At 69.0% G+C, this 24,455-nt stretch carries 22 protein-coding genes; 14 read left to right on the forward strand and 8 right to left on the reverse strand.

Going from position 1 to position 24,455, the window contains the following annotated elements; genetic code table 11:
- Positions 1-60 precede the first annotated feature (60 nt).
- Positions 61-537, forward strand: a complete 477-nt coding sequence (locus H7J06_RS00455) for an SRPBCC family protein (protein WP_264035980.1) — start codon at positions 61-63, stop codon at positions 535-537.
- On the opposite strand, the gene H7J06_RS00460 is transcribed toward H7J06_RS00455, so the two are convergent.
- The 5 genes from H7J06_RS00460 to H7J06_RS00480 all read right to left on the reverse strand — a co-directional run bounded on the left by H7J06_RS00460 (position 534) and on the right by H7J06_RS00480 (position 5,591).
- Entirely contained in the window at positions 534-1,310 is a 777-nt protein-coding gene (locus H7J06_RS00460) for a TIM barrel protein (RefSeq protein WP_264035981.1), read from the reverse strand. The two genes, H7J06_RS00455 and H7J06_RS00460, sit on opposite strands and share 4 nt — an antisense overlap.
- Positions 1,311-1,580: 270 nt before the next feature.
- Entirely contained in the window at positions 1,581-2,561 is a 981-nt protein-coding gene (locus H7J06_RS00465; RefSeq protein WP_264035984.1) for a Gfo/Idh/MocA family protein, read from the reverse strand.
- Positions 2,558-3,427: a sugar phosphate isomerase/epimerase family protein gene (locus H7J06_RS00470; protein WP_264035986.1), complete on the reverse strand. Its 870-nt coding sequence runs from the start codon at positions 3,425-3,427 to the stop codon at positions 2,558-2,560. The genes H7J06_RS00465 and H7J06_RS00470 overlap by 4 nt, the downstream gene beginning before the upstream one ends.
- Entirely contained in the window at positions 3,424-4,431 is a 1,008-nt protein-coding gene (locus H7J06_RS00475; RefSeq protein ID WP_264035988.1) for a Gfo/Idh/MocA family protein, read from the reverse strand. Before H7J06_RS00475 ends, H7J06_RS00470 begins: the two co-directional genes overlap by 4 nt.
- A complete protein-coding gene (locus tag H7J06_RS00480) occupies positions 4,428-5,591 on the reverse strand; it encodes a phytanoyl-CoA dioxygenase family protein (protein ID WP_264035990.1) in 1,164 nt (387 codons plus the stop codon). Before H7J06_RS00480 ends, H7J06_RS00475 begins: the two co-directional genes overlap by 4 nt.
- 96 nt (positions 5,592-5,687) lie before the next feature.
- Between H7J06_RS00480 and H7J06_RS00485 the strand changes: the two genes are divergently transcribed.
- The 7 genes from H7J06_RS00485 to H7J06_RS00515 all read left to right on the forward strand — a co-directional run bounded on the left by H7J06_RS00485 (position 5,688) and on the right by H7J06_RS00515 (position 13,693).
- Positions 5,688-6,692, forward strand: coding sequence for a LacI family DNA-binding transcriptional regulator (locus H7J06_RS00485; protein ID WP_264035992.1), 1,005 nt, complete (start codon positions 5,688-5,690; stop codon positions 6,690-6,692).
- An 89-nt stretch (positions 6,693-6,781) separates the two neighbouring features.
- Positions 6,782-7,630: a PfkB family carbohydrate kinase gene (locus tag H7J06_RS00490; RefSeq protein WP_264035994.1), complete on the forward strand. Its 849-nt coding sequence runs from the start codon at positions 6,782-6,784 to the stop codon at positions 7,628-7,630.
- A 338-nt stretch (positions 7,631-7,968) separates the two neighbouring features.
- Positions 7,969-9,915 carry a 2-oxoacid:acceptor oxidoreductase subunit alpha gene (locus tag H7J06_RS00495; RefSeq protein WP_308205658.1) on the forward strand — a complete coding sequence of 649 codons (1,947 nt, stop codon included), beginning with the start codon at positions 7,969-7,971 and terminating at the stop codon, positions 9,913-9,915.
- Complete coding sequence (locus H7J06_RS00500; protein WP_264035998.1) at positions 9,912-11,021, forward strand: 2-oxoacid:ferredoxin oxidoreductase subunit beta; 1,110 nt, start codon at positions 9,912-9,914, stop codon at positions 11,019-11,021. The genes H7J06_RS00495 and H7J06_RS00500 overlap by 4 nt, the downstream gene beginning before the upstream one ends.
- Positions 10,993-11,601: a molybdenum cofactor guanylyltransferase gene (gene mobA, locus H7J06_RS00505; RefSeq protein ID WP_264036000.1), complete on the forward strand. Its 609-nt coding sequence runs from the start codon at positions 10,993-10,995 to the stop codon at positions 11,599-11,601. The genes H7J06_RS00500 and mobA overlap by 29 nt, the downstream gene beginning before the upstream one ends.
- A gap of 1,030 nt (positions 11,602-12,631) precedes the next feature.
- On the forward strand, positions 12,632-12,958 hold the full coding sequence (locus tag H7J06_RS00510) for a transglycosylase family protein (RefSeq protein ID WP_275078806.1): 327 nt from the start codon (positions 12,632-12,634) through the stop codon (positions 12,956-12,958).
- 231 nt (positions 12,959-13,189) lie between these two features.
- A complete protein-coding gene (locus tag H7J06_RS00515; protein WP_372515204.1) occupies positions 13,190-13,693 on the forward strand; it encodes a transglycosylase family protein in 504 nt (167 codons plus the stop codon).
- Here the strand turns inward: H7J06_RS00515 and H7J06_RS00520 are convergent.
- Positions 13,659-14,831 carry an FAD-dependent oxidoreductase gene (locus tag H7J06_RS00520; protein ID WP_264036002.1) on the reverse strand — a complete coding sequence of 391 codons (1,173 nt, stop codon included), beginning with the start codon at positions 14,829-14,831 and terminating at the stop codon, positions 13,659-13,661. The genes H7J06_RS00515 and H7J06_RS00520 overlap by 35 nt on opposite strands.
- 920 nt (positions 14,832-15,751) lie before the next feature.
- Here H7J06_RS00520 and H7J06_RS00525 point away from each other — a divergent pair.
- On the forward strand, positions 15,752-17,644 hold the full coding sequence (locus tag H7J06_RS00525) for a carbohydrate-binding domain-containing protein (RefSeq protein ID WP_264036003.1): 1,893 nt from the start codon (positions 15,752-15,754) through the stop codon (positions 17,642-17,644).
- 58 nt (positions 17,645-17,702) lie between these two features.
- On the opposite strand, the gene H7J06_RS00530 is transcribed toward H7J06_RS00525, so the two are convergent.
- Both H7J06_RS00530 and H7J06_RS00535 read right to left on the reverse strand, forming a co-directional pair.
- Positions 17,703-18,227, reverse strand: a complete 525-nt coding sequence (locus H7J06_RS00530; protein WP_264036005.1) for a PaaI family thioesterase — start codon at positions 18,225-18,227, stop codon at positions 17,703-17,705.
- Positions 18,224-18,613 (reverse strand): winged helix-turn-helix transcriptional regulator, encoded by a 390-nt coding sequence (locus H7J06_RS00535; protein ID WP_264036009.1) that lies wholly within the window; start codon positions 18,611-18,613, stop codon positions 18,224-18,226. Before H7J06_RS00535 ends, H7J06_RS00530 begins: the two co-directional genes overlap by 4 nt.
- 24 nt (positions 18,614-18,637) lie before the next feature.
- Between H7J06_RS00535 and H7J06_RS00540 the strand changes: the two genes are divergently transcribed.
- Genes H7J06_RS00540 through H7J06_RS00560 form a run of 5 tightly spaced genes read left to right on the forward strand, consistent with a single transcriptional unit; the run spans position 18,638 to position 24,436 of the window.
- Positions 18,638-20,002 (forward strand): MFS transporter, encoded by a 1,365-nt coding sequence (locus tag H7J06_RS00540; protein ID WP_264036011.1) that lies wholly within the window; start codon positions 18,638-18,640, stop codon positions 20,000-20,002.
- A 33-nt stretch (positions 20,003-20,035) separates the two neighbouring features.
- Entirely contained in the window at positions 20,036-20,542 is a 507-nt protein-coding gene (locus tag H7J06_RS00545; protein ID WP_264036013.1) for a dimethylamine monooxygenase subunit DmmA family protein, read from the forward strand.
- On the forward strand, positions 20,539-21,474 hold the full coding sequence (locus tag H7J06_RS00550; RefSeq protein WP_264036015.1) for a PDR/VanB family oxidoreductase: 936 nt from the start codon (positions 20,539-20,541) through the stop codon (positions 21,472-21,474). Before H7J06_RS00545 ends, H7J06_RS00550 begins: the two co-directional genes overlap by 4 nt.
- A complete protein-coding gene (locus tag H7J06_RS00555; protein WP_264036017.1) occupies positions 21,471-22,457 on the forward strand; it encodes a heme-dependent oxidative N-demethylase family protein in 987 nt (328 codons plus the stop codon). Before H7J06_RS00550 ends, H7J06_RS00555 begins: the two co-directional genes overlap by 4 nt.
- Positions 22,454-24,436 carry a S9 family peptidase gene (locus H7J06_RS00560; RefSeq protein WP_264036018.1) on the forward strand — a complete coding sequence of 661 codons (1,983 nt, stop codon included), beginning with the start codon at positions 22,454-22,456 and terminating at the stop codon, positions 24,434-24,436. The genes H7J06_RS00555 and H7J06_RS00560 overlap by 4 nt, the downstream gene beginning before the upstream one ends.
- Positions 24,437-24,455 lie beyond the last annotated feature (19 nt).

Below are 24,455 nucleotides of genomic sequence, written 5' to 3' on the forward strand. Positions count from 1 at the left end.
CCCTTGAGGTTACGTGCGAGACGCGTGTCGCACCCCCACCAGCGGGGTATGTGGCAGAACATGACGGTTTCAGTGGTAACCACGGTCGACGCCGGTGCACGACGAGTGGCGCGCCGCGTTCTCGTCAAGGCGCCCGCGGCGGAGATCTTCGCCATCGTCGGCGATCCGCATCGCCACCCCGAGCTGGACGGCTCGGGCACGGTCCGCGACGTCGACGTCAAGGGCCCGCATCGCCTCGCCCTGGGCGACAAGTTCACCGTCGGCATGAAGCAGTACGGCGTGCCCTACAAGATCGTCTCGACCGTCACCGAGGCTCGGGACGGCACGGTCGTCGAGTGGCAGCATCCCCTCGGGCACAAGTGGCGATGGGAGCTGGCCGAGTCGACGCAGGGTGGCGACACCGTCACCGAGGTCACCGAGACGTTCGACTACAGCACCGCCAAGGTGCCGTTGATGATCACCGCGTTCGGCTACGACAAGAAGAATGCCGACGGCATCACCGCGACGCTGCAGCGCCTCGCCGACCGGTTCGCCTAGACGGTGAACGCGGCGCGGAACGCCTCGAGGGCGTCCACGTCGTCGCCGGAGGCGTAGCCCTCCAGCCCGACCGTGCCGCGATATCCCATCTCGTGCAACGCCTTTGCGACCGCCGGATAGTAGATTTCGCCGGTGCCCGGCTGCTGTCTGCCTGGCACGTCGGCCACCTGCACCTCGCCGATGGCGGGACCGCAGCGGCGAACCAGCTCGATCAGGTTCCCCTCGCCGATCTGGGCGTGGTAGAGGTCGAGCATCATCTTCACGTTGGGGTGGGCCACGCCTTCGATCAGTGCGAGCACGTCCTTGGCGCGTGCCAGCGGCACTCCGGGATGGTCGACGATGGTGTTGAGGTTCTCCACCACGAACGTCACACCCGCCGCCGCGCCCAACTCGCCCAGTCGTTCGAGCGTGCGCACGGCGGTGGCCCACATCGCTCCGGTCGCCCGCAGGCGAGGCCGGGCCGGCAACCCGTCGACGAGCTCGGCGGTGTGCAGGTTCAGCCGCGTCACACCAAGGGTTTCGGCGGCCTTGACGCTCAACTCGGCCGTCCGGACCACCTCGTCGGCGGTCTGCGGGTCGATCAGATCGCCGTGGAGATATCCCGTCATCGACGTGAAGGTGGCGCCGGTCGCGGCGAGCGCGTCCAGGTCCTTGTCGTGCCAACTCCAGATCTCGGCGGCAAACCCGAGCTCGTGGATCCGACGCACGCGTTCGACGATCGGGAGCTCGGTGAACACCATCTCGGCGCTGACGGCCAGTTCGAAGTCGCTCACGAAGCCACCCTAGTGCTCGGCCGAGTTGGCAGATCGTTCATCGGCGCGACGCCCTCCGGTGACGCGCGCCACCACGCGCCATTTCCACCGGGACGGCACAATCGACGCATGGACGTCGACCACGATCGAGGGGCCCGCACCGCGGCCTGGCGCGACCCGTTGAGCCTGTCCTTCCGCGCCCACCGACGGGTGTTGCTGTTACGCCTGCGCTGGCACGAGCGCGCCGCAACACGACCGCGGACCTCAAGGCGCGACTGACGAACCACCGCGCTACCGGACAACGGACGCCGCCCGGTACGCCGCGTCGACCAACGCCATGTTGGCCACCGCATCGGCCGTGCCGAAGGGCAGCTCGGCGCCGTGCTCGACGTGGGCGGCGAACGCCTCGAGCTGATACGTGTAGGACGCCGTGGTGCCGAGGTGCTCGACCCTCGCGCCCGACTCGGTGGTGATGGTCAGCCGGTCGTCGGTGCTCGGGCTGATGAAGTCGTGCACCAGCAGGTCGCCCGCCGTTCCCGCTATGCGGATCGTGAACGAACGGTGTTCGGCCACCATCGAATTCGCGGTCAGTCCGGTGGCGCCGCCGGGGAAGCCGAGTTCGACGTCACACCACGCGTCCACTCCGGGCGTCCGCTGCTCGGCGTGCGCCCGGACGATCGACGGCTTGCCCTCGACGCCGGGCATGGCGAGACGGCCGAGTGAGCGCATGACGTGCAGCCCGTAGCAACCCAGGTCCATGAGGGCCCCGCCGGCGAGGTCTCGCGACCAGCGTGGGTCGTCGTCGGCGGGTGCCTGCATCGCCATCCTGACCTCGACGTGGGTGACGGCGCCAATGGTGCCGTCACCGGCGAGCTCGAACGCGCGCCGGGTGACCGGGTGGAAGAAGTAGTGGAAACCCTCCAACACCGTCACACCCGCCGCGTCGGCGGCCTCGGCCACCTCACGCGCCTCGACTTCGTCACGGGCGAAGGGCTTTTCGCTCAGCACCGGCTTGCCTGCCGCGATCGCCGCGAGGTTCCACGGCGCGTGCAGGGAGTTCGCCAGGGGGTTGTAGACGACGTCGACCTCTGGGTCGTCGATCACGGTCTGGTAGTCGTCGAGCACCCGCTCGACGTCGTACTTCTCGGCGAACACCTCCGCTCGCGAACGGTCCCGCGCCGCCACGGCCACCAGACGGTGGCCGAGCTCGGCCGCGGGACCGACGATCGCCGCCTCGGCGATCCGGGACGCGCCGAGGATGCCGATTCTCACGACGTGACCTCCCGCAGGTACGCCACGCTCGCCAGCACGTCGCGAACCGGACCCTCCCCGGCGGGTTCGCCGTCGAGGATCGTGTCCTGCTCCAGCACGAACCAGCCGTCGAATCCGTTGTCCCGCAACACCGAGACGATTCCGGCCACATCGACGTCACCGGTGCCGAGCGGGGTGTACATACCCGCCTTGACGGCCTCGGTGTAGGTCAGCTCACCGGACTGCACCTTGGCCGCCAGCGCGGCGTCGACGTCCTTGAGGTGGGTGTGCGCGATACGGCCCGGCACGGCCTTGGCCAGCTCCAGCGGATCGGTGCCGCCGATCAGCAGGTGTCCGGTGTCCAGGCACAGCTTGATCGACGAACCCTGCAGCACCCGGTCGACGTCGGCGCGCGTCTCGACGATGGTGCCGACGTGGGGATGCAGCACCGCAAGCAAGCCCCTCTCGGCCACTATGCCGGCCAACCGGTCCAGGTTGGCAACCAGCCTCGCCCACTGGGCGTCGTCGAGGACGGGCCGCGAGTCGTAGCCGTCGGCGCCGGTGGCTGCGGCAAGCACCACGACGCCGGCGCCGGCGGCGACCAGGGACTCGAGCGGGCCGGCGAGGTCGTCGGCGGGGTCGTGGTCCTCCTTGAACAGTACGACCGGCACGAAGCCGCCGACACACGCCAGATCATGGCCGTGCAGAACGTCTTTCAGCTTCTCGGTGTCCGTCGGAAGGAAGCCCTCCGGTCCCAGCTCGGTGGCCGTCAGCCCGGCGCCGCGCATTTCGGTCAGCACCCGATCGGGCTCCAACTGGAAGCCCCAGCCCGGCACCTCGCACACACCCCAGGAAATCGGGGCTCCGGCGATCTTGAGAGCACTCACGAGTTGCGCACCTCGGCGATCGTGACCGGGGTACCCCGGCGCAGCGACTCGGTGGCTGCCTCGGCCAGCCACGCGACCTCGACCGCGTCGGCGACCGTCGCGCCGAGGACCGGACCACCCTTGGTCACCTCGACGAACGCGGCCAGCTCGGTGCGGAACGCCTCGGTGAACCGGTCCATGAAGAACCCGTGCGACGGTCCGGTGGGAAAGTCGTTGTCGGGGTCGGTATTCCGCAGCGGCACACCTTGATCCCAGCCGGCGGCGACGCTGTCGTCGAAGCCGTGGACTTCCAGGCGGCAGTCGTAACCGCGGGCGTTGTAGCGCGCGTTGGACACCACGCCCAGGGCACCGCCGTCGAACTTCACGATGACCGCGGCGGTGTCGACGTCGCCGTACTCGGCGAACAGGGGATCACCCTGCACGGTCCCGGTGGCGTACACCTCGACCGCGCGCTGTCCGGTGATCCAGTTGATGACGTCGAAGTCGTGCACGGCGCAGTCGCGGAAGATGCCGCCCGAGCCCTTGATGTAGTCCAGCGGCGGGGGAGCGGGGTCCATCGTGGTGCTACGCACGGTGTGCAGCTTCCCGAGCGAGCCGTCGTCGACGGCGCGCTTGGCCGCGGCAAACGCCGCGTCGTACCGGCGTTGGTAGCCGACCTGCACCGGCACGCCGGACGCGAGGATTGCCTCCGCGACGCGGGCGCTCTCGACGGCCGTCGACGCGATGGGCTTCTCGCAGAACGTCGGGATGCCACGCTCGACGGCAGCCAAGGTCAGCTCGGCATGGGCGGGCGTGGCGGCCGCGACGACGACGCCGTCGACGCCGGAGGACAGCAACTCGTCGACCGTCGCGACGAACTTCGCGCCGTGCTTGGCGGCCACGGCCTCGGCGACGTCCGTGCGCTCGTCGGTGATGACGAGACCGTCGAGACCGTCGAGATTGCTGAGGGTTTCGGTGTGGAACGCGCCGATGCGGCCGAGTCCGATTACGCCGAGGGTGGTCATGAAATTCTCCTTGTGATGTGTTGTGCGATGACGTCGTCGAGGGCTGCGGGGGTGAGGTCGTCGGCGAGAGCCGACAAAACGGTGTCGACCTGGCTTGGCGGTGCCAGGCTGCCGATCGGCTGATCGCGGTCGAGGTTGGTCGGGAAGGCATAGCCCTCGGCGGTCGCGTTGACCGCGTTGCGGAGCTCGCGATCGGTGCGTCCTGCCGCCTTCATGGCCAGCAGTGCCGGGTAGACGGCGCGCACCATTGCGGCGCGGTCCATCGACTCCATCGCCCTGCCGAACGGCGAGGAGATCTGCAGGAGGTTGGCCATCCGGCGGATGTCGGTCGAGGTGTTCGCGCCGGCGCCGTGCATCAGGGCGGGGTTGAAGAACACCGCGTCACCCTTGCGCAGCGGCACCTGCACCTGAACGGTGGCGAAGAAGTCGACGAACTCCTGCCGGTAGAACGCGATGTATCCACCGAGGAATTTCTGCGAGTGCGGCAGCAGCATGGTCGGGCCGGACTCGAGCGGCATGTCGCAGTGGGCGACGGCACCCTGCAGGGTCAGCGCAGGCGACATGCGGTGCATGTGCGCGGGGTAGGCGGCCAGCTGGTCCTCGTCGACGAAGCCGAGGTGGTAGTCGCGGTGCGGAACCTGCGGGGCACCACCGGGATTGACGACGTTGACCTGCGAGGTGACCTGGTAGCGGGGTCCCAGCCACGCCTCGCACACGATGGCGAGAGCGTCGTTGGCGTAGTAGTCGGCGAACACCCCGGGGGAGTGCAGGGCGAGCTTTTGTGCGGCGTTCCAGACCCGGTCGTTGACGCCGGCCTTGCCGAAGTGGTCGCCCGCGGCGCCACCTGCCGCGCGCTGGTCGGCGATGAGGGCGGTGAACGCCTCGCTGGCCCGGTCGACCGTCGAGTGGTCGAACACGCCCTCGAACACCACGACGCCGGGACCGTCGGCAAGCGCCCGGATCAGTTCGGTCTGGAGTTCGTGTCGGTCCGCGGTTGCCATCGTCTCGGCGGAGTAGACGAGGGCGCCCAGACGGACGTCGCTCGCCAGCGGGTAGTCGGCGGCGTCGGTGGGGGTGGCGACGAGGGCGCGGAAGTCGTCGAGATCGCAATCCGCCGACTCGATCCACGCTCGGTGCGCGGTGGTGAGTGATGAGGCCATGGCCGCTAGTCTTGTTGTGACGAGCGCCGCAATCAACACCAAGAAACCGTCAAAAACACCTCAGCTCAAATCACGGAGGGCGGGAGGGGAGGGAACGTGCCGCACCGCTACAAGGTCCGCGAGATCGCCCAGCAGGCCGGGCTGAGCGAGGCAACGGTCGACCGCGTCCTCAACGACCGGCCCGGGGTGCGCGAGAACACGCGTGCCGAGGTCGCCCAGGCCATCGCCGACCTCGACAAGCAGCGCGCCCAGCTGCGCCTCAACGGCCGCCGCTTCCTGGTCGACGTGGTGATGCAGACCCCGCAGCGGTTCTCCGACGCCTTCCGCGCCGCGATCGAGGCCGAACTGCCCGCCTTCGCGCCGGCCATGGTGCGGGCCCGGTTTCACCTCTGGGAATCGGGGTCGACGGCGCAGATGGCCGAGGTGCTCGGCAAGATCCGCGGGAGCCACGGCGTCGTGCTCAAGGCGCAGGACGCCCCCAAGGTCACCGAGGCCGTCGACCGGCTGGTCGGCACCGGCGTGCCCGTCGTCACCTATTCGACCGACGTGCCCAACAGCGCACGCTGCGCCTACGTCGGCATCGACAACCACGGGGCGGGGGTCACGGCGGCCTACCTGATGGACCAGTGGCTCGGCGCCGCGCCGTCGGGGGTGCTGATCACGTTGAGCGGCACGGTCTTTCGCGGCGAGGGTGAACGCGAGGTCGGGTTTCGGTCCGCGCTGCGCGGGTCCGGTCGCGAGGTCGTCGAGGTCAGCGACAGCGACGGCATCGACGCCACCACCGAGCGCCTGGTCCTCGACGCCCTGCAGCGCCACCCCGGGCTGGAGGCCGTCTACTCACCTGGCGGCGGCAACACCGCGACGGTCGCCGCGTTCGAGAAGTTGGGACGCGAATACAAGGTCTTCATCGCCCACGACCTCGACGTCGACAACCGGCGACTGCTGCGCGACGGCAGGATCTCGGTGGTGTTGCACAACGATCTACGCGCCGACGCCCGGGTGGCGATGCGGCAGATCTTGCAGCGGCACGGAGCCCTGCCCCCGGAGGCGGCCCGGCCGGCGCCGATCCAGGTGATCACCCCCTACAACCTGCCCGCTTGACCAACGAGTCGTCGATTCCCGGCGGGGCCAGATACCATTTCGCCTCACGGCGACTCCGGTGCGCCGACGGAAAGCAGGAGATTCGAACGGTGCGGCCACAGCTCGTCGACGGCGTCACCGTCCTCGGCAACCTCGCAGTCGACCAGATCGACGGCGCCCCGCCCAGTCCCGGCGGGTGTGCCTCGTTTGCGGGCGTGGCGCTGGAGTACGCGGGCGGCGTCGGCCAGATCGTGGCGATGGGCGCCCCCGAGGACCATCAATTGTTCACCGGGGTACTGGATCGCTTCGGGTCGCTCGTCCGGATCATCGACTCCGATCGGACCGCCGGGTTTCGGCTGGACTACGTCGACGTCGACCACCGCGCGATGTCCGTCACCGCCCTGGGCCCCGTCTGGGGAACCGAGGAGATCGAGACCGCGAACCCGGAGACGACGTGGGTGCACCTGGCGCCGCTGCTTCGCGCGGACTTCCCCGAGTCCACGCTGGCGCTGCTGGCCGAGCGCGGCCACCGCGTGGCCTACGACGGTCAGGGTCTGGTGCGCGCCGACCGGGTGGGCCCGCTCGCGGTGGACCGCGACTACCCGCACGGCCTGCTGCGCGACATCAGCGTGCTGAAGTTGGCCGAGGACGAGGCGGTCATCGTCGCCGACGGCGAATTCGACGCGTCGACGGCCGACCGGCTGGGCGTGCCCGAGATCCTGGTGACGCTGGGCTCGGAGGGGTGCGACATCTACACCGAGGGTGACGTCGTCCGCGTGCCCGCGGCCTGGCGGGTCACCGGAGTGCAAGCCACGGGAGCCGGTGACATGTTCACGGCGTGCTACGTCGCCAACCGGGCGGCGGGTGCGGGTCCGGTGGCCGCGGCCGAGCGGGCGAGCGAACTGGTTGCCCGCGAGCTCGAGAAGCGGCTGCCCGTGCCGTCACCCGACCGGGTGTAGGCGCAGGTCCGGACGGTCGAACTCGACACCCGTCAAGTTTCTACCGGCGGGTAGCTTCGTTTCTTAGGATTCGCGCCGCGGCGAACGTGACGAAAACCACAAAATCGTCGCTGGCCGTTCGCCTTCACGCTCGTGAACAGGATGTTTCCCGCCGCTGGTCGGACGGCGCGCGTGGCTGGCCGGTAAAGGCCAGCCTAAGAGCAGTGCAATAATCGGTACTGCCAGTGACAGATAAGAAGAGGCTGACGTCCACCCGGCGGCGCGGGCGCGAAAGCGCACACCCCAGCGACGCGGCAATGCCTCCTCTTCGTGAAGTGTGAAAGGCGGGGGTCGTGACTGTGAGCGGCAGCGAAGCCGGTACGAGTTCATCCTCCCGGCAGAAGCTCGAGAAGGTCGTCATCCGCTTCGCCGGTGACTCCGGCGACGGCATGCAGTTGACGGGTGACAGGTTCACCACCGAAGCCGCGTTGTTCGGCAACGACCTTGCGACACAGCCGAATTACCCCGCCGAGATCAGGGCACCACAGGGCACGCTGCCCGGTGTCTCGTCGTTCCAGATTCAGATCGCCGACTTCGACATCCTCACCGCCGGTGACCGCCCCGACGTTCTCGTCGCGATGAACCCGGCGGCGCTGAAGGCCAACGTCGGCGACCTTCCGCGCGGCGGTCTGGTCATCGCCAACTCCGACGAGTTCACCAAGCGCAACCTCGCGAAGGTGGGCTACGAGGCCAATCCGCTGGAAACCGACGAACTCTCGGACTACGTCGTGCAGGCCGTCCCCATGACCACGCTGACGCTGGGCGCCGTGGAACAGATCGGCGCGACCAAGAAGGACGGCTCCCGGGCCAAGAACATGTTCGCGCTCGGGCTGCTGTCGTGGATGTACAGCCGCGAGCTCGAACACAGCGAGCGGTTCATTCGGGAGAAGTTCGCCCGCAAGCCCGAGATCGCCGAAGCCAACGTGCTCGCCTTGAAGGCGGGCTGGAACTACGGCGAGACCACCGAGGCCTTCGGCACCACCTACGAGGTCTCGCCCGCGAAGCTGAAGTCCGGCGAATACCGTCAGGTGTCCGGCAACACCGCCCTGGCCTACGGCATCGTCGTCGCCGGCCAGCTGGCCAACACGCAGGTGATGCTGGGCAGCTACCCGATCACGCCGGCGTCGGACATCCTGCACGAGCTGTCCAAGCACAAGAACTTCAACGTCCTCACCTTCCAGGCCGAGGACGAGATCGCGGGCATCGGTGCGGCCCTCGGGGCGTCCTACGGTGGCGCCCTGGGCGTCACCAGCACCTCGGGCCCTGGCGTCGCCCTAAAGGCGGAGGCCATCGGACTCGGCGTGATGGCGGAACTGCCGCTGCTCGTCGTCGACGTGCAGCGCGGCGGTCCGTCCACCGGGTTGCCGACCAAGACCGAGCAGGCCGACCTGATGCAGGCGCTCTACGGCCGCAACGGCGAGTCCCCGGTCGCGGTGCTCGCACCCCAGTCGCCCTCGGACTGCTTCGAGATCGCCGTGGAGGCGGCCCGGATCGCGCTGACCTACCGCACCCCGGTGATCCTGCTGTCCGACGGCGCGATCGCCAACGGCTCCGAGCCGTGGCGCATCCCCGACGTCAGCACCTTCGAGGCGATCGACCACACCTTCGCCAAGGAGGGTGAGCCGTTCCAGCCCTACGCCCGGGATCCCGAGACGTTGGCCCGGCAGTTCGCCGTCCCCGGCACGCCGGGGCTGGAGCACCGCATCGGCGGGCTCGAGTCGGCCAACGGATCGGGCAACATCTCCTACGAGCCCAAGAACCACGACCTGATGGTGCGTCTGCGCCAAGCCAAGATCGACGGCATCACCGTGCCGGACGTCGTCGTGGACGACCCGAGCGGCGAGGCTGAGCTGCTGATCGTCGGTTGGGGCAGTTCCTACGGACCCATCGGCGAAGCCTGCCGTCGGGCCCGGCGCGCGGGCGTCAAGGTGGCCCACGCCCACGTGCGGTACCTCAACCCGCTGCCCGGCAATCTCGGCGACGTCCTTCGCAGTTACCCGAACGTGGTGCTGCCCGAGATGAACCTCGGTCAGCTGGCGCTGCTGCTGCGCGGCAAGTACCTCGTCGACGTGCAGTCGGTGACGAAGGTGGAGGGCATGGCCTTCCTCGCCGAGGAAGTGGAGGGCATCATCGAATCGGCCCTCGACGGAACGTTGCGGGACAAGGAAACCGACAAGGCCAAGTTCGCCCGGTTGGCTGCGGCCACCATCGAGATTCCGGCGACGGCCCAAGGAGCGCAAGCATGACCACAGCGAGAAGCGAAGCGGATCGCGCATCGACCCAGTTGATTGGTTCGGATCTGGGACTGACCGCCCTCACCAAGGTCAGCGGTGTGCCGACGACCGACGAGCCGCAGAAGGCCAAGGACTTCGCCAGCGACCAGGAGGTGCGCTGGTGCCCCGGATGCGGTGACTACGTCATCCTCAACACCATCCGCAGCTTCCTGCCCGAGCTGGGTCTCAAGCGCGAGAACATGGTGTTCGTCAGCGGCATCGGCTGCTCCAGCCGCTTCCCGTACTACCTCGAGACCTACGGCCTGCACTCCATCCACGGCCGCGCGCCGACCTTCGCCACCGGTCTGGCACTGGCCCGCGACGACCTGTCGGTGTGGGTCGTCACCGGTGACGGCGACGCGCTGTCCATCGGCGGCAACCACCTGATCCACGCGCTGCGCCGCAACGTGAACATCACCATCCTGCTGTTCAACAACCGGATCTACGGTCTGACCAAGGGCCAGTACTCGCCGACCTCCGAGGTCGGCAAGGTCACCAAGACCTCACCCATGGGCTCGATCGACCACCCCTTCAACCCGGTGTCGTTGGCTCTCGGCGCGGAGGCGACCTTCGTCGGTCGTGCGTTGGACTCCGACAAGAAGGGCCTGACCGAGGTGCTGCGGGCGGCCGCCAGCCACCGCGGTGCGGCACTCGTCGAGATCATGCAGGACTGCCCGATCTTCAACGACGGCTCCTTCGACGCGCTCCGCAAGGAGGGCTCCGAGGACCGGCTGGTCAACGTGAAGCACGGGGAACCCATCACCTTTGGCACCGACGGCGCGTACTGCGTCGTGAAGTCCGGCTTCGGACTGGAGGTCGCCAAGACCGCCGACGTGTCGGCCGACGAGATCGTGGTGCACGACGCCACGATCGACGATCCGGCGTACGCCTTCGCGCTGTCGCGGCTGTCCGAGCAGAACCTCGAACACACCGTGATGGGCATCTTCCGTCAGGTGAGTCGGCCGACGTACGACGAGATGGCACGCAATCAGGTGGCCTCTGCGATGGAATCCAAGCCCCACGACACCTCGGCTCTGCAATCCTTGCTTCGTGGCAAGGACACCTGGAACGTCGAGTAGCAGCAGCACCGGTCAGACTCCGCTCGCGGGCATCGTCCTGGCGGGCGGTGCCTCGAGGCGAATGGGTCGCGACAAGGCGACGCTCGAGCTCGACGGCCGCACGTTCGTCGAACGGACGGTGTCGACGTTGGCCGCCAGATGTGCGCCGATATTCGTCGTCGCCGCGCCAGGTCAACCCTTGCCTCCGCTCGACGCCGAGGTGCTGCGCGACGACGTCCGTGGCGTCGGCCCACTTCTGGCCACGGCCAGGGGGCTGCGCGCCGCCGCCGACGCCGGCGTGGAACGGGCATTCGTCTGCGCCGTCGACATGCCGTACCTCACCGTCGACCTGATCGACGAGCTCGTCGGCCCGTCCGTGCGACTGGGCGTCGACGTGGTGCTGCCGTGGGACGGCCGCGACCACTATCTGGCCGGTGTCTACCGGACCGACCTGGCGGTGCGGGCCGACGAACTGGTGTCCGCCGGTCAGCGCAGCATGCGGGCACTGGCCGACGTCGCCGACGTGCAACGCGTGGTGATGTCCGAGCAGCGCGCGTTGTCCAATGTGAACGCTCCGGCCGACCTCGGGATGACGAGCTGACCCAGCAAATGGTGAATTGTGACGCTGACGGCGGTCCATTTCTGGCGTTGCCGCATTCATTCGCAATTGGCGTGACGAAATGGCGGGGACGTTCACGCGGTAATCCGACCCGGCCATTCGCTGCGTGCTGCCGGCGGCTTGGTGCGCATGTCGTGTGATCCATTGTGGCGGAACGACGTTCACGACCACGCGACGCGCGTGCTGGGCCAAAGGTGGAGCAGCGCATTGCCTTTGCGAATTTCGTGGGGAGCGGTCGGGAATTTCGCTCGCCGTCGTGCTCGCGGGACGGTTCGAGGAGCAGGGGTGGGTCGCCTCGAACGACGGATGCGTTGCGGGGAAGTCGGTGGCCAAATGGTCTGCACAGAAACACAATTGGTTTCCACCAGCGAAGAGTGTGATCGTCACCGAGCTGCGACGGAAAATGGTGGCTAGTCGGAACGCCCAGTGCGACAACATTTTTCGACATGAATGACCGACCACGCGACTCGGTCTCTCAGCGAACGAATTCGGCGTCACCTGGGCTGAATTCGCCAATCATGCTGGTGTAGAGCCGTTCTGAGTGGTGGTTGTGACGCCTGGGACTTCCATTTCGTGCGCCACGTCACATTCGACGCGTGATTTGACTCACTTTCGGATTGGGGGCAGAGAAATTCGGGGGCTCCGTCGAACTCTGCGATGACCTGCGCGAATGCTGCTACGGATCGTCGTTATCCGATCGTTATCGAACGGGCACACGCGGCGCGGCGGGTTTCGCATTCCGCGAGAACGTTTGTACCTTTCAAGGGTCTCCACGAGCGGAGCAAATGAAACACAAACCACGAACCAGCGTGTGAGTGGGGCGGACACAGGGCCCGGACGAAATCCGGTGCGGTGACCGCCGTCGGGTGACCGCCCGGCGTGGCATGTCGAGCCGCCCACTGTCGTGCCCGACCGAGACGGCACGGCCCAGTACCTTTCGCCTGTTCTTCAGGCAATTACGCCTGCGTACCCCGCAGGTGTCCTTGGTGCGCGCGTGGCGAAAGGACAGAAGTTGAAGTTCACCCGCAATACGCTTGGCCTGGCCACCATCGCCGGGGCGCTCGCCGTGGCCCCGATCGCGCTGGGAGCCGGGACCGCGAATGCGGACGGCGGCGTCAACTGGGATGCCGTCGCAGCCTGTGAGTCGGGCGGCAACTGGTCGACCGCCACGGGCAACGGGTACTACGGAGGCCTGCAGTTCACGATGAGCACCTGGCACGCCAACGGTGGCAGCGGTTCGCCGCACCAGGCGAGCAAGGACGAGCAGATTCGCGTGGCCAACAACGTGCTGAAGAGCCAGGGCATCGGCGCTTGGCCGGTCTGCGGACGACGCGGATAGCTCGACGAGGAACCTGCGAGAGCGGCGCTGGGCGACACGCCCGGCGCTGCTTTCTCTTTTGACCCTCCTAGCTCAGCTTTCCCTGGCTTCCATCACGTCTCGATAAAGAACTTTCGTCGCTTCTGTAACGCATGTGATCGACCCCACGAATTACCCGTTGACCGCGTCAATTAGCCAGGGGCTAACGCGGTCCTCGTGTCAACCGGTCGGGGAAGGACCGCACTCGTGAAGATCCAGGGATTCCGCAAGGCACTCACCAGCGGCCTCAAGCTCGTTCTGCTGACCGGTGCCTTCGCGATCGTCGCCATGGCGATGTCGACCGGCATGTCCGCAGGCACCGCGCACGCCGACTCGATGAACTGGGACGCCGTCGCGCAGTGCGAGTCGGGCGGCAACTGGGCCGCCAGCACTGGGAACGGCCACTACGGCGGGCTGCAATTCAAGCCCGCCACCTGGAGCGCCAACGGCGGCGTCGGTTCGCCCGCGACGGCGTCGCGGGCGGAGCAGATCCGCGTCGCCGAGAACGTCCTCGCCAGCCAGGGTCCCGGCGCATGGCCCAAGTGCGGCGTCCAGGGCGGCACCCCGGCCGTGTGGAACGTCTCGTCGATCAGCCCGGCGCAGCCCGCGACCGGCTGCCAGGCGATGCCAACCCAGGGACTGCTCGGCCTCATCAACCCCCGCCAGATGTGCTCTGCGCTGCTCAACCCGATGGGTGCCCTGACCGGTCGGAGCTGAGCACGAAGGCCGACCGTCCGGCCACCGACGCCAGGTGTCGCCGAAGGATTGCCTCGGGTATCGCCGCCGACGCCCGCATCGCCACGGCGCCCAGAAGCGCGGGCCGAGCGTTGACGATCCTCCCGAACAGCCTGGACTCCCGGGTCAGCGCGAGCGCTCGCGGGCGACGCAGCTCGGCGTACCGCGTGAACGCCCCCGGAAGGTCGTCGACGACGTCGACGCACCGCGCCAGCGTGGCGGCGTCCTCCAGGCCCTGACAACCGCCCTGGCCGAGGTGCGGTCGCATGGGATGGGCGGCGTCGCCGACCAGTACGACGGAACCGCGCGACCATTGGCGAGCCGGCTCGCGGTCGTAGAGGTCGTTGCGTAGGACGTCGGCCGGGTCGGTGGCCGCCAGGAGGGCGGGCACCGGATCAGCCCACCCGCGGTACTTGTCGCGGAGGTGGGCGAGTTCGCCACCGGGAGAGGTGTCGCCCTCCGGGCGACGCTCGGTGCCGAACCAGTAGGTGTGATTCGCCCCGAGCGGCACGTGCCCGAATTCGGTTCCGACGCCTACTGTTTCGCCGGCGAGGTTCGGGTCCAGCGCGTAACCGGCGACGCCACGCCATGCGGTGTATCCGGCATAGCTGCGGCGGAGCGTTCCGTTGAGGTGGCGGGCCACCATGGAGCCGATCCCGTCGGCGCCGATCACCGCGGCGACCTCGCGTGCCCCGCCGTCCGACGTCGTCACCCGGACGCCGGTTGCGGTCACGACGAGTTCGCGTGCCGCCACGCCCGATTCGACGGTCCCGTCGGCGAGCGCATCCGCCAGGATCCGGGTCAGCACCGACCGCCGCACCACGACCAAGGGCTCACCGAGGGCGGCGACGATCCGTTCGGGTGCGGGGCGTCGAAGCCACGTGCCGTCCGACCAGCGCATCGCGCCGGCGGACACCCGGCCACCGGACTCGCGGACGGCGTCGCCGAGACCGATGTGGTCCAGAGCGGCCAAGGCGTTGGGCCAGATGGTGATCGCCGTCCCCGACGAGGCGTCGACGCGTTCCTCGAGGACCGTCACCCGATGTCCTCGGCGCTGCAACGCACCCGCGGTCGCCAGTCCGGAGATGCCGGCGCCGACGACGAGGAAGTTGCGGCTCACGCCTCGACGTTATCGGCCCGGCGTCGGGAGGTCGACCACCAGCAGGGTGCTCGACCCGGCCTTGAACGACGGTGCCGGTGGCGGTCAGCGGTCCGCTGCACGTCGTGTAGCCATTGCCCTGCGTCAGCGCGCGGGTGTAGGCGCGACAGGGGTTCGAAGATCAACCCACGGCTCGCGACGATCGCCTTCGAACGTGCCCCGAGTGGTTGGACCCGCGATCAGTCCCGAATTGGGTTCCGGCGCCGCCTGTCTCGGCGCGGCGGGTTGGTCGGTTGTGCAGACCGATCCCATCGTGGTGACGCACGAGTTGTTTGCTGAAAATTGTCACACATCCTGCTCGCCCAGCAGAGGGGCCGTGTCCTCATCTCAAGGGGAGTCGCCAAAAGATAAGTGGCAACGTCGCGTGTTGAGTTAACTGAGATTCTTGAATGAACTGCTGAACAGAGTGTTTAGCGAATTTTCGCGTAACTGTTCACAGCGGATGGGCAGGAGGTAAGTTTCCGCTGGCGAGGTAGATCGCGGCAGGGCAGTGCTTTCCAAATGACCTTTTACACCCGCTTCGACATAACCAGGGGTCCGAGATGTCGGTTCTGAAGTCGTCGTCTGCTGCATTCCGAACCAGCACTCCGGGGGAGGCGAAACCTCTCACTATCCCTAATTCGTTGCTCATCGGGAGAATTGGAGCCCTCGCAGTCGCCTTGGGGATCGGTACCGCGATGGCGACCGCGGGTATTGCCCATGCCGAAGGCGCTGACGGCGGATCCTCGGCGTCGTCATCCAACGAGTCGTCGTCCACGTCTGGCGCAGGTCCCAAGTCGCAGTCGGCGAGTGCTTCGGACCCGGCCTCGTCCGCGCCACGTTCGACGCCTACGGGTGCCGCGGGCACGGGTCGCTTGGATGCGGCCGCCACGGACGCCTCGGTGAATTCGTCGAGTTCCACCGCGCGGGCCGTGAGCCATCGCGACGCCGGGACCACGGGCAACCAGCGTCCCGCACCGACCAACCAGCGTCCCGCAACGACGGCGCGTTCGAATTCGGCGGCAACGCAGGCTTCGAAGACGCAGACGCCATCCGGCGAGTCGACTGGCGTCACGTCGACCTCGGTCGACGCTCGGACCACACCGAAGGTGTCCGCCGTCACCAGCGCAGTGGCCGTCGAAACCGCGTCGTCCGTTGTGCCGACGACGACGGCGACGGCGACGGCGACGAGTGCCGCACCGGCAGGACAGGTGCCCGCGACTCCCGACGGTACGTCGCTCTCGCTGACGCTCTTGGCGGCGACGCGTCGCGAGCCCGATTCGGTAACTGGCAACGCGACGACGCCGACGGCCGCCAAGGCCGCTACTCAAGTCGCCGCAGCGCAGGTGGTCGCCGCCACGTCGGCCGCGGTCGTCCCCAAGACCGCGACCAGCGCGACGACCACCGCAGCGACCAGCGCGACGACCACCGCGGCGACCAGTGCGACGACGACTGCCGTGACCAATCCGGTAATCGAGGCGGAGGCCATGACGCTCACGCCGTCCGGGGCCGGAGGGGCGTACCAGGAATCCTCCGCTTCCGGTCAGGGGGCTCTGCTGCTGGCGTCGAATTCGACTGCGTCAACCACTCTTTCGTTGCCCGCGTCGACGAACATCGTGATCCGTGCGCGTGGCGACCAGTTCTTCGGCGCACCCAGCATGACCGTCTCCGTCGACGGAAAGGTGGTCTCGACGGCGCAGGTGTCGTCTACGACGTGGCTTGACTACAACGTGCCGGTGACCATTGCTGCCGGAGTTCACACCGTCAGCGTCGCGTTCACGAACGACCTCTACCTGTGGCCAGGATTGGACCGCAACCTGCGGGTAGACAAGATCACCGTCGTCGCCAAGCAGACCACGACACCGACGACGCCCACCACCCCGACCTCGCCGACGACGAGCTCTCCGAGTTTCTTCAACGGGGCCGACTGGCTGTGGAAGCCGATCTCGGCGAACGCGGCAACAGCCGCCAACAGTGCGACCTGGGTGAGCTACCTCTCGGCCCCTAGCGCGTCCCGGATAGCGGATCTCTACGACTACGGCGTCACGGTGATACCCGCGTCGGCGATTACCAGCAGCACCCCCCGATACGACGTCAAGCTCACCCAGCCGTGGGGGAGCGATCCGTTCGGCACCTACACGGTGCCCATCCCGTTGGGTACCAAGGTGCCCCCCGGTTCCGACGGGCAAATCACGGTTCAGGACCCCGTGACGGGCAAGGTCTTTGGCATCTGGCAGGCCAAATACGACAGCGCCACCAATACCTGGTCGGGTTCGTGGGGAGGGATGACCGACCTCAAGGGCAATGGCGTCGACGCGTCGGGATCGGCCACGGCAAGCAACATCTCGCGCTACGCCGGGGTAATCACCGCCGCCGAGTTCAGTGCTGCAGTCGCTGCGAACACGGGCGTCAACCACGCGCTGGTCTTCGCCACCGACATCGCCGGGCCCGCATTCGTCGGCCCCGCCATCAAGTCAGACGGCGCCAACCTCGCCGGCGTGGCGGTGCCGATCCCCGAGGGGTACCGCATCCAGCTGGACCCGTCCATCAACGTCGATGCCATCCCGGGCATCACGGCAGGCGAGAAGGTCATTGCCAAGACGTTGCAGACCTACGGCGCCTACGTCGTCGACCAAGGTTCCGCGCGGATGGCGTTCGCGTTCGAAACCGTGCCCGGCGCGACCGCCGCCAATCCTGGCGCGGCCTGGACGAATGCCGGGTTGTCGTGGGATTACTACGACATGGCGAAGATCCCGTGGTCGAAGTTGCGGGTACTGGCACCGGCTGCCGGCTGAGGCACGTCGGAGATGCCGGCGCCGACGACGAGGAAGCTGCGGCTCACGCCTCGACGCTTCATCGGCCCGGCGTCGGGAGGTCGAACACCAGCAGGGTGCTCGACGCGGTCGCGACGATGGCGCCGCTCGCGTCGGTGACGACGCCCTCGGTGAAGCCGACGCGCGACCCGGCCTTGACGACGGTGCCGATTGCGGTCAGCGGTCCGCTGGACGTCCGCACGCCCTTCAGGTAGTTCACCTTGATCTCGATCGACGTGTAGCCCTTGCCCTTCGGCAGCGTGCTGTGCAACGCGCAGCCGGCCACCGAGTCGAGCAGGGTGCAGACCAATCCACCGTGCACCGCGCCGATCGGGTTGTACGCCGAGTCGTCGGGTTCGCAGGTGAAGACCACGCGGCCGGGCTCGACGGAGGACATGGCGAACGTCATCAGCCCCGAGATCGGTGGCGGTGGCAGCGTCCCGTCCACGATGGCGCGCAGGTAGTCGACGCCCGCCATGGACAGGCCCTTGGCCGTGGTGGGTGCGGGGTCGTGCCAGGTGACGACCTTCGAGCGCTTCTCGCCCCATCCCTGATCGTCGGTCACGTGGTCTCCTCGGGTCGGACGAAGTGGCGATAGCGGCTGGGGCGCAACGGGTCGTCGGACGCCACGGCGTGCTCGGCGCCCCAGGTCAACAGCGCGTCCAGCACGGGCAGCAGGTCGCGGCCCGACGCGGTGAGCCCGTACTCGTCGCGCGGGGGATGGTCCTGATAGGTGGTCCGGTCGACGATGCCCGCCGCCTCCAGCGTCTTGAGCCGCGCGGCGATCCGGTCGCGAGGCGCGCCGGTTCCCCTCACGATCTCTCCGAAACGGCAAGCGCCGAGGGCGATTTCGCGGACGACGAGCAAGGACCACTTCTCGCCGACCACGTTCATCGCGGCGGCGATCGGACAGGGGCGGCCCGCAAGATCGGCAAGCGGCGTGGTCGACATGGTGTTAGCGTGCCAGGAGTGAGTTTGAAAATCAAACCTGTCAAGCGCGACGTCACCTCCCTGGTTCCCATCGCGGCGGGCACGGTGCTGGTACTGGTCACGTACGTCACCCCGATGGCCACGTTGACGGCGACGGTGGCCGGCCTGGGCGCCGGTGTCGCCACGGGACCGTGGGTGCTCAACTCCATGTCGGTCGGCCTGGCCGCGGGCCTGCTGGCCGCCGGCGTCGTCGGTGACAACGTGGGCCGCCGTCGCGTCTACCTCGCCGGGCTCGTCGCGATGGCAGTCGGGGCCGTCGCCTGCTGCCTCGCCTGGGAGCCAGTGGGATTCGTCGCGGGTCGTGTGCTCGAGGGACTGGGTGGCGCCGCGGTGTTGGCCTGCGGTCTGGCGATCCTGGCGCACGACTTCACCGAGCCGCGCCGCCGCACCCACGCGACCGCGGTGTGGGGCACCAGCGTCGGTCTGGGCATCACGGTGGGGGCGGTGCTGTCCGCCGCCGTCGGGGCGGCGCACTGGCGCGGCCCATACCTGGCCGTCGCAGTGGTCGCACTGATCCTGTTGTGGCCCAGCCTGTCCCGCATCGGTGAGTCACGCGCGGCCGAGCGGCGTCGGCTCGACGGCGGTGGACTGGGGCTGTTCGCGGCGGCGATGATTCTGCTGGTGTGCGCACTGACCCTCGGGCGCAACGGCATTCACCTGACATCGGTGGTGCTGGGTGCCGCCGGGCTGCTGGCGCTGATCGGCTTCGGGCTCGTCGAAGTTCGCGTGACCGATCCCCTCGTCGAGCCGAAACTTCTTCGGAACCACCGCTTCCGCGCCGCCACCGTCGGGTCCTTCGTCCTGGGTGCCGGCGTCATCGCCACCGTGTCGTTCGTCCCGACCCTGGCCCAGACGGGGCTGCGAGCCGGCATCTGGCCGGCCAGCCTCCTCGTCGTCGTGTGGTCCGGCACCAGCGTCGTGACGGCCTTCCTGTCCCGGCACGTGCGGCATCCGATGACCGGGCCCGTGCCGATCGCCGTCGCGCTGGTCGTCGTGGCGGCCGGCCAGGCGCTCGGCTTCGGCGTGACCACCGAGTCGAGCCCGTGGCGGCTGGTGCCGTCGCTGTTCGTGGCCGGCGTCGCGACGGGACTGCTCAACGCCCTGCTCGGCCGCGAGGCGGTCGCCAGCGTCCACGCCGACCGGGCGGCGATGGGCAGTGGGGCCAACAACACGGCCCGCTACTTCGGCGCGGCGGTCGGCATCACCTCCTTCGTCGTGATCGCCACCCACGTCGGCGACGACCTGGCCGCCGGCTGGAACGTGGCGATCGCCGTGTCGTCGGCAATCTCGCTGGTGGGCGCCGGTGCGGTGGCACTCGCCGGCCGAGTGCCGCGCCACCCGCGCCGCTGACCCGGATGTGTGGTTTCCTCGACGGAGACCGCCATGACGCCCGCCATCGAGTTCACCAGCGTGCCCCCGTGGGCCGTCGCGCCCCGCTGCGCCCCGGCCGACGTGTCGGGCCGGTACTGGACCGTGGTCGCCTTCGTGGGCGGCGAGTCGATCGCCAGCGAGTGGGTTGCGCAGCTCGAGAGCCGCCCCGGCGCGTCCCCTCGCGTGCACCTGGTGTGCGACGACGACGTGGCGACGGGTGCGGTCGACGCCGACGTGGCCACCGCGCGCGTCGGGTGGCGGCTGATGATCGCAGGCCCGGCCGACGCCTGCCTCCGGTTGAGGGCCCACGCGCTCGGCATCGGCATCGGCGACGACGAGATCACCGTCGCCAGCACCGACGTGACCGCCAAGGACGTCCACTGCGCGCATTGTCGCGCGGTGACCCACGACGCGGTGCCACTCGGCGGCGTCGTCGCCTGCCATGGCTGTGGTCGCCGGCTCGCCGTCCAGGCCCACGTCTCGCGACGGATCGGCGCACACCTCGGGGTGCTGGCATGACCGACCTGCACCTGGTGGTCGTCGCCGTCGACGAGCGGATCCCCGGCATCCGATCCCTCACCCTGGCGCGGCCGGACGGTGGGCCACTGCCGTCGTTCACGCCGGGCAGTCACCTCGTCGTCCGGTGCGGGCCCGTGCTGAACGCGTACTCCCTCACCGGTGACGGTGCCACCCCGACCAGCTACTCGATCTCGGTGCTGCTGTGCCCCAACGGTTCCGGTGGATCACGGTGGCTGCACCACGAAGTGCGCCCCGGCGACGTGATCGCTGCCCGCGGACCGCGCAGCGCGTTCGCGCCCGTGTTGAGTGCCAGGCGACACCTCTTGGTGGCGGCGGGCATCGGGATCACCCCCATGGTGTCGCACCTGCGCAGCGCCCGGCGGTGGGGACGCGACGTCCAACTGCTCTACGTCCACCGCCGCGACCGCGGCGCCCACGTCGAGGAGGTCGAGGCGCTCGCCGACGACGCCACGATCTTCACCGACCGCGAATCCTTCACCACCGCAACCGAACATGCCTTGGCCAATCAACCGCTCGGGACCCACCTCTACGTCTGCGGTCCGGCGTCCTTCATGGCCGAGGTCACCGCCAGGGCGACCGACTGGGGCTGGCCCGCCAGCCGGGTACACGTCGAACACTTCGGCACCGACGCCTTCGACCCCGGGGAGCCGTTCGAGGTTCACCTGAGCGCGACCGGCGCCACCTTCACCGTCGAGTCGGGCGTCTCGCTGCTGGCCGCCCTGCTGGCGCGCGGCGTCGACGTGCCCAACCTGTGCAGGCAGGGGGTGTGCGGCGAATGCCGCATCGGTGTCGCCGCGGGCGGGATACTGCACCGGGACCTCTATCTGAGCGAGCGGGAACGGGCGGCCGGGGAGTCGATGATGTGTTGCGTGTCGAGGGCGGCCGGACCACGACTGGAGCTGGCGCTGTGACCGGAGTGGCCCCGAAGTCGTTGTCCGCCTTCCCCTTCCCCTTCACCACCGACAGCTACCGGTACAGCACCAACTTGGCACCGGCGGGCACCGAGGTGCCGACCGCGACCGGCCGGTGGGGGGACCGCCTCGTCGACGTCGACGGGGACTACGAGACCGAACTCGCCGAGCGGGCGACGATCCTGGCCGCCGACCCCGGTCGCCATGCCGTCCTGCCGCACATGCGCCCGGCCTGCTGGGACGCGATGCTCACCCTGATGCGGGCATTGGCCACCACGTACCCCGAGGTGATGTCCCTGGACGGTGACGGCGACACCTGGCGCTGGCGCAACGCCCGGCTGGGTGTCGTCCAGGACTTCACCGTCGGCGACGACTCCAGCCTGCCGGCCGAGCCGCTGGCCTACGTCGCTGCTCAGGTGCAGGAGGACGTCGTCCTGCTCGACCAGCGCGGCGACGAACTGTTCGTCGACGCGGGCGTCGTGACCTTCGCGGCGGCCTGGTCGTTCGGCTTCGACGTCGGCATGGAGTTCCTCGAGGTCCACGGGCCGGTACCGCGCCTTCGAGAGAGTGGTGTCGTCACCAGGGCCCGCGACTTCATCGTGCGATTGCAGCCGGGGGAGGCGTACCGGCGCACCAACTGGTCGATGGCGATGGGTCACCGCCTCGACCAGTCACTCGAGCGCTACCCGGAGTGGGCCCCGGACCGGGACGCGGCGGTCGACGCCGACGACGACGCGTTCGGCCGCCTCGTCCACCTTCGCGTGGAAGTGCAACACCTCATCCGGCTGCCCGAGTCCGGGGCCATCTGCTTCCTGATCCGTACCTACCTGCTGTCGTTGAGCGACCTCGTCACCGTCGAACCCTGGCGGCTGCGCGCGGCGGCGGTGCTCGCCGAGCTACCGGAAGACCTGGCCGACTACAAGGGCTTCGCCCCGCACCGCGACCGCATCGTGGCGTGGCTACGACATCACGGAGGAACATGACGCCGTCCCCCTTCTTCGATCTCGACGAGTTCCTGGCCCTGCCCAGAGTCGCCGGGCTCGCGGTGTCGCCGGACGGGACCCGTGCCGTCACCACCGTCAGCGAGCTGAACGCGAAACGCACCGAGTACGTCACCGCGGTGTGGGAGCTCGACGTCGCCGGCGAGCGGCCGGCCCGCCGCCTGACCCGCGGCACCAAGGGGGAGTCGGCACCGGTGTTCACCGCCGCCGGTGACCTGCTCTTCGTCGCGACGCGCGAGGTCCCCGGCGCCGACGGCACCGACGAACCGACGGCGTCTCTGTGGCGGCTGCCCTCGAGCGGTGGGGAAGCCGTCGCGGTCCTCGACCTCGCCGGCGGCGTCGACGCGGTTCACATTGCCCGGGCCGCCGACGTCACGTTGGTCACCGCGCCGCTGATGCCCTCGGCCGCCGACGTCGCCGACGACGCGCGGGTGCGCGCGCTGCGCAAGGACGCCAAGGTGTCGGCGGTGCTGCACACCGGATTTCCCGTGCGGCACTGGGATCACGACATCGGCCCCGCCGAACCGCATCTCGTCGACGTGTCCGGCTCCCGGGACGTGACGCCCCGTCCCGGGGGCGGATTGCGCGAGGCCGACGTCGACCTCAGCGCCGACGGCCGCTTCGCGGTGGTTTCGTGGGCGGTGCCAGGCCCTGGCGCCTCGATCCGCCACGTCCTGGTGCGCGTCGACGTCGCCGCGGGCACGCGGACGACGGTCGCCGACGACCCGCTCGCCGATCTGGGCACCCCCGCGATCTCGCCTGACGGGTCGGCGGTGGCGTTCATCCGGGAGTCGCACTCGACGCCCGAAAAGGCGCCACGAATGACGCTGTGTCTCATGACCTTCGGGGAGCCGGTCACCACGATCGCAGAGGACTGGGACCGGTGGCCGGCCTCGGTCGCGTGGACGCGTGACGGCTCATCGCTGGTCGTCACCGCCGACGACGGGGGCCGCCGGCCGGTGTTCGTCGTCGACCCCGCCGACTCGTCGGTGACGCGCCTGACGTCCGACGACTTCGCCTACACCGACGTCTGCCCCGCACCCGGAGGGGCGATCTTCGCGCTGCGCAGTTCGTACTCCGCGGCGCCGCACCCCGTGCGCCTCGACCGCGACGGGTCCGTGACGGTGCTGCCCTGCGTGGACGCCCCGGATCTCCCCGGTGAGGTGGTGGACGTGTCGGCCGTCGCCGACGACGGCACCGCGGTGCGGTCGTGGTTGGTGCTTCCCGACGGTGACGCGCCCGCGCCGCTGGTGTTGTGGATCCACGGCGGTCCGTTGGGCAGTTGGAACACCTGGCACTGGCGGTGGAACCCGTGGCTGCTGGCCGCGCGTGGCTACGCCGTCCTGATGCCCGACCCGGCGCTGTCGACGGGGTACGGCCAGGACTTCGTCGAACGAGGCTGGGGGGCTTGGGGTTTCGCGCCGTACACCGATCTGATGGCCGCGACCGAGGCGGCGCTGCGGCACCCCGGGGTCGACGCGACCCGCACCGCGGCAATGGGGGGATCCTTCGGCGGGTACATGGCGAACTGGATCGCCGGTCACACCGATCGTTTCGACGCGATCGTCACTCACGCCAGCCTGTGGGCGCTCGACCAGTTCGGGCCGACCACCGACGGCGCCTACTGGTGGGCCCGGGAGATGACGACGGCGATGGCCGACCGGAACTCACCGCACCGGAGCGTCGGCGAGATCGCCACCCCGACGCTCGTCATCCACGGCGACAAGGACTACCGCGTGCCGATCGGCGAGGGCCTGCGGCTGTGGTTCGACCTGCTGACCCGGTCCGGGCTTCCCGCCGCGGACGACGGCACCAGCCCGCATCGGTTCCTGTACTTCCCCACGGAGGGGCACTGGGTGCTCGCGCCGCAGCACACGAAGATCTGGTACCAGGTGATCCTGGCCTTTCTGGGGCGCCATCTGCGCGGTGAGGCCGAGGAGCTTCCGGACACGCTGGGATGAGGCCCCGGTAGCTTGGGGC

The organism is Mycolicibacterium hodleri, assembly GCF_025822245.1.
Taxonomy (GTDB): Bacteria; Actinomycetota; Actinomycetes; order Mycobacteriales; family Mycobacteriaceae; genus Mycobacterium; species Mycobacterium hodleri.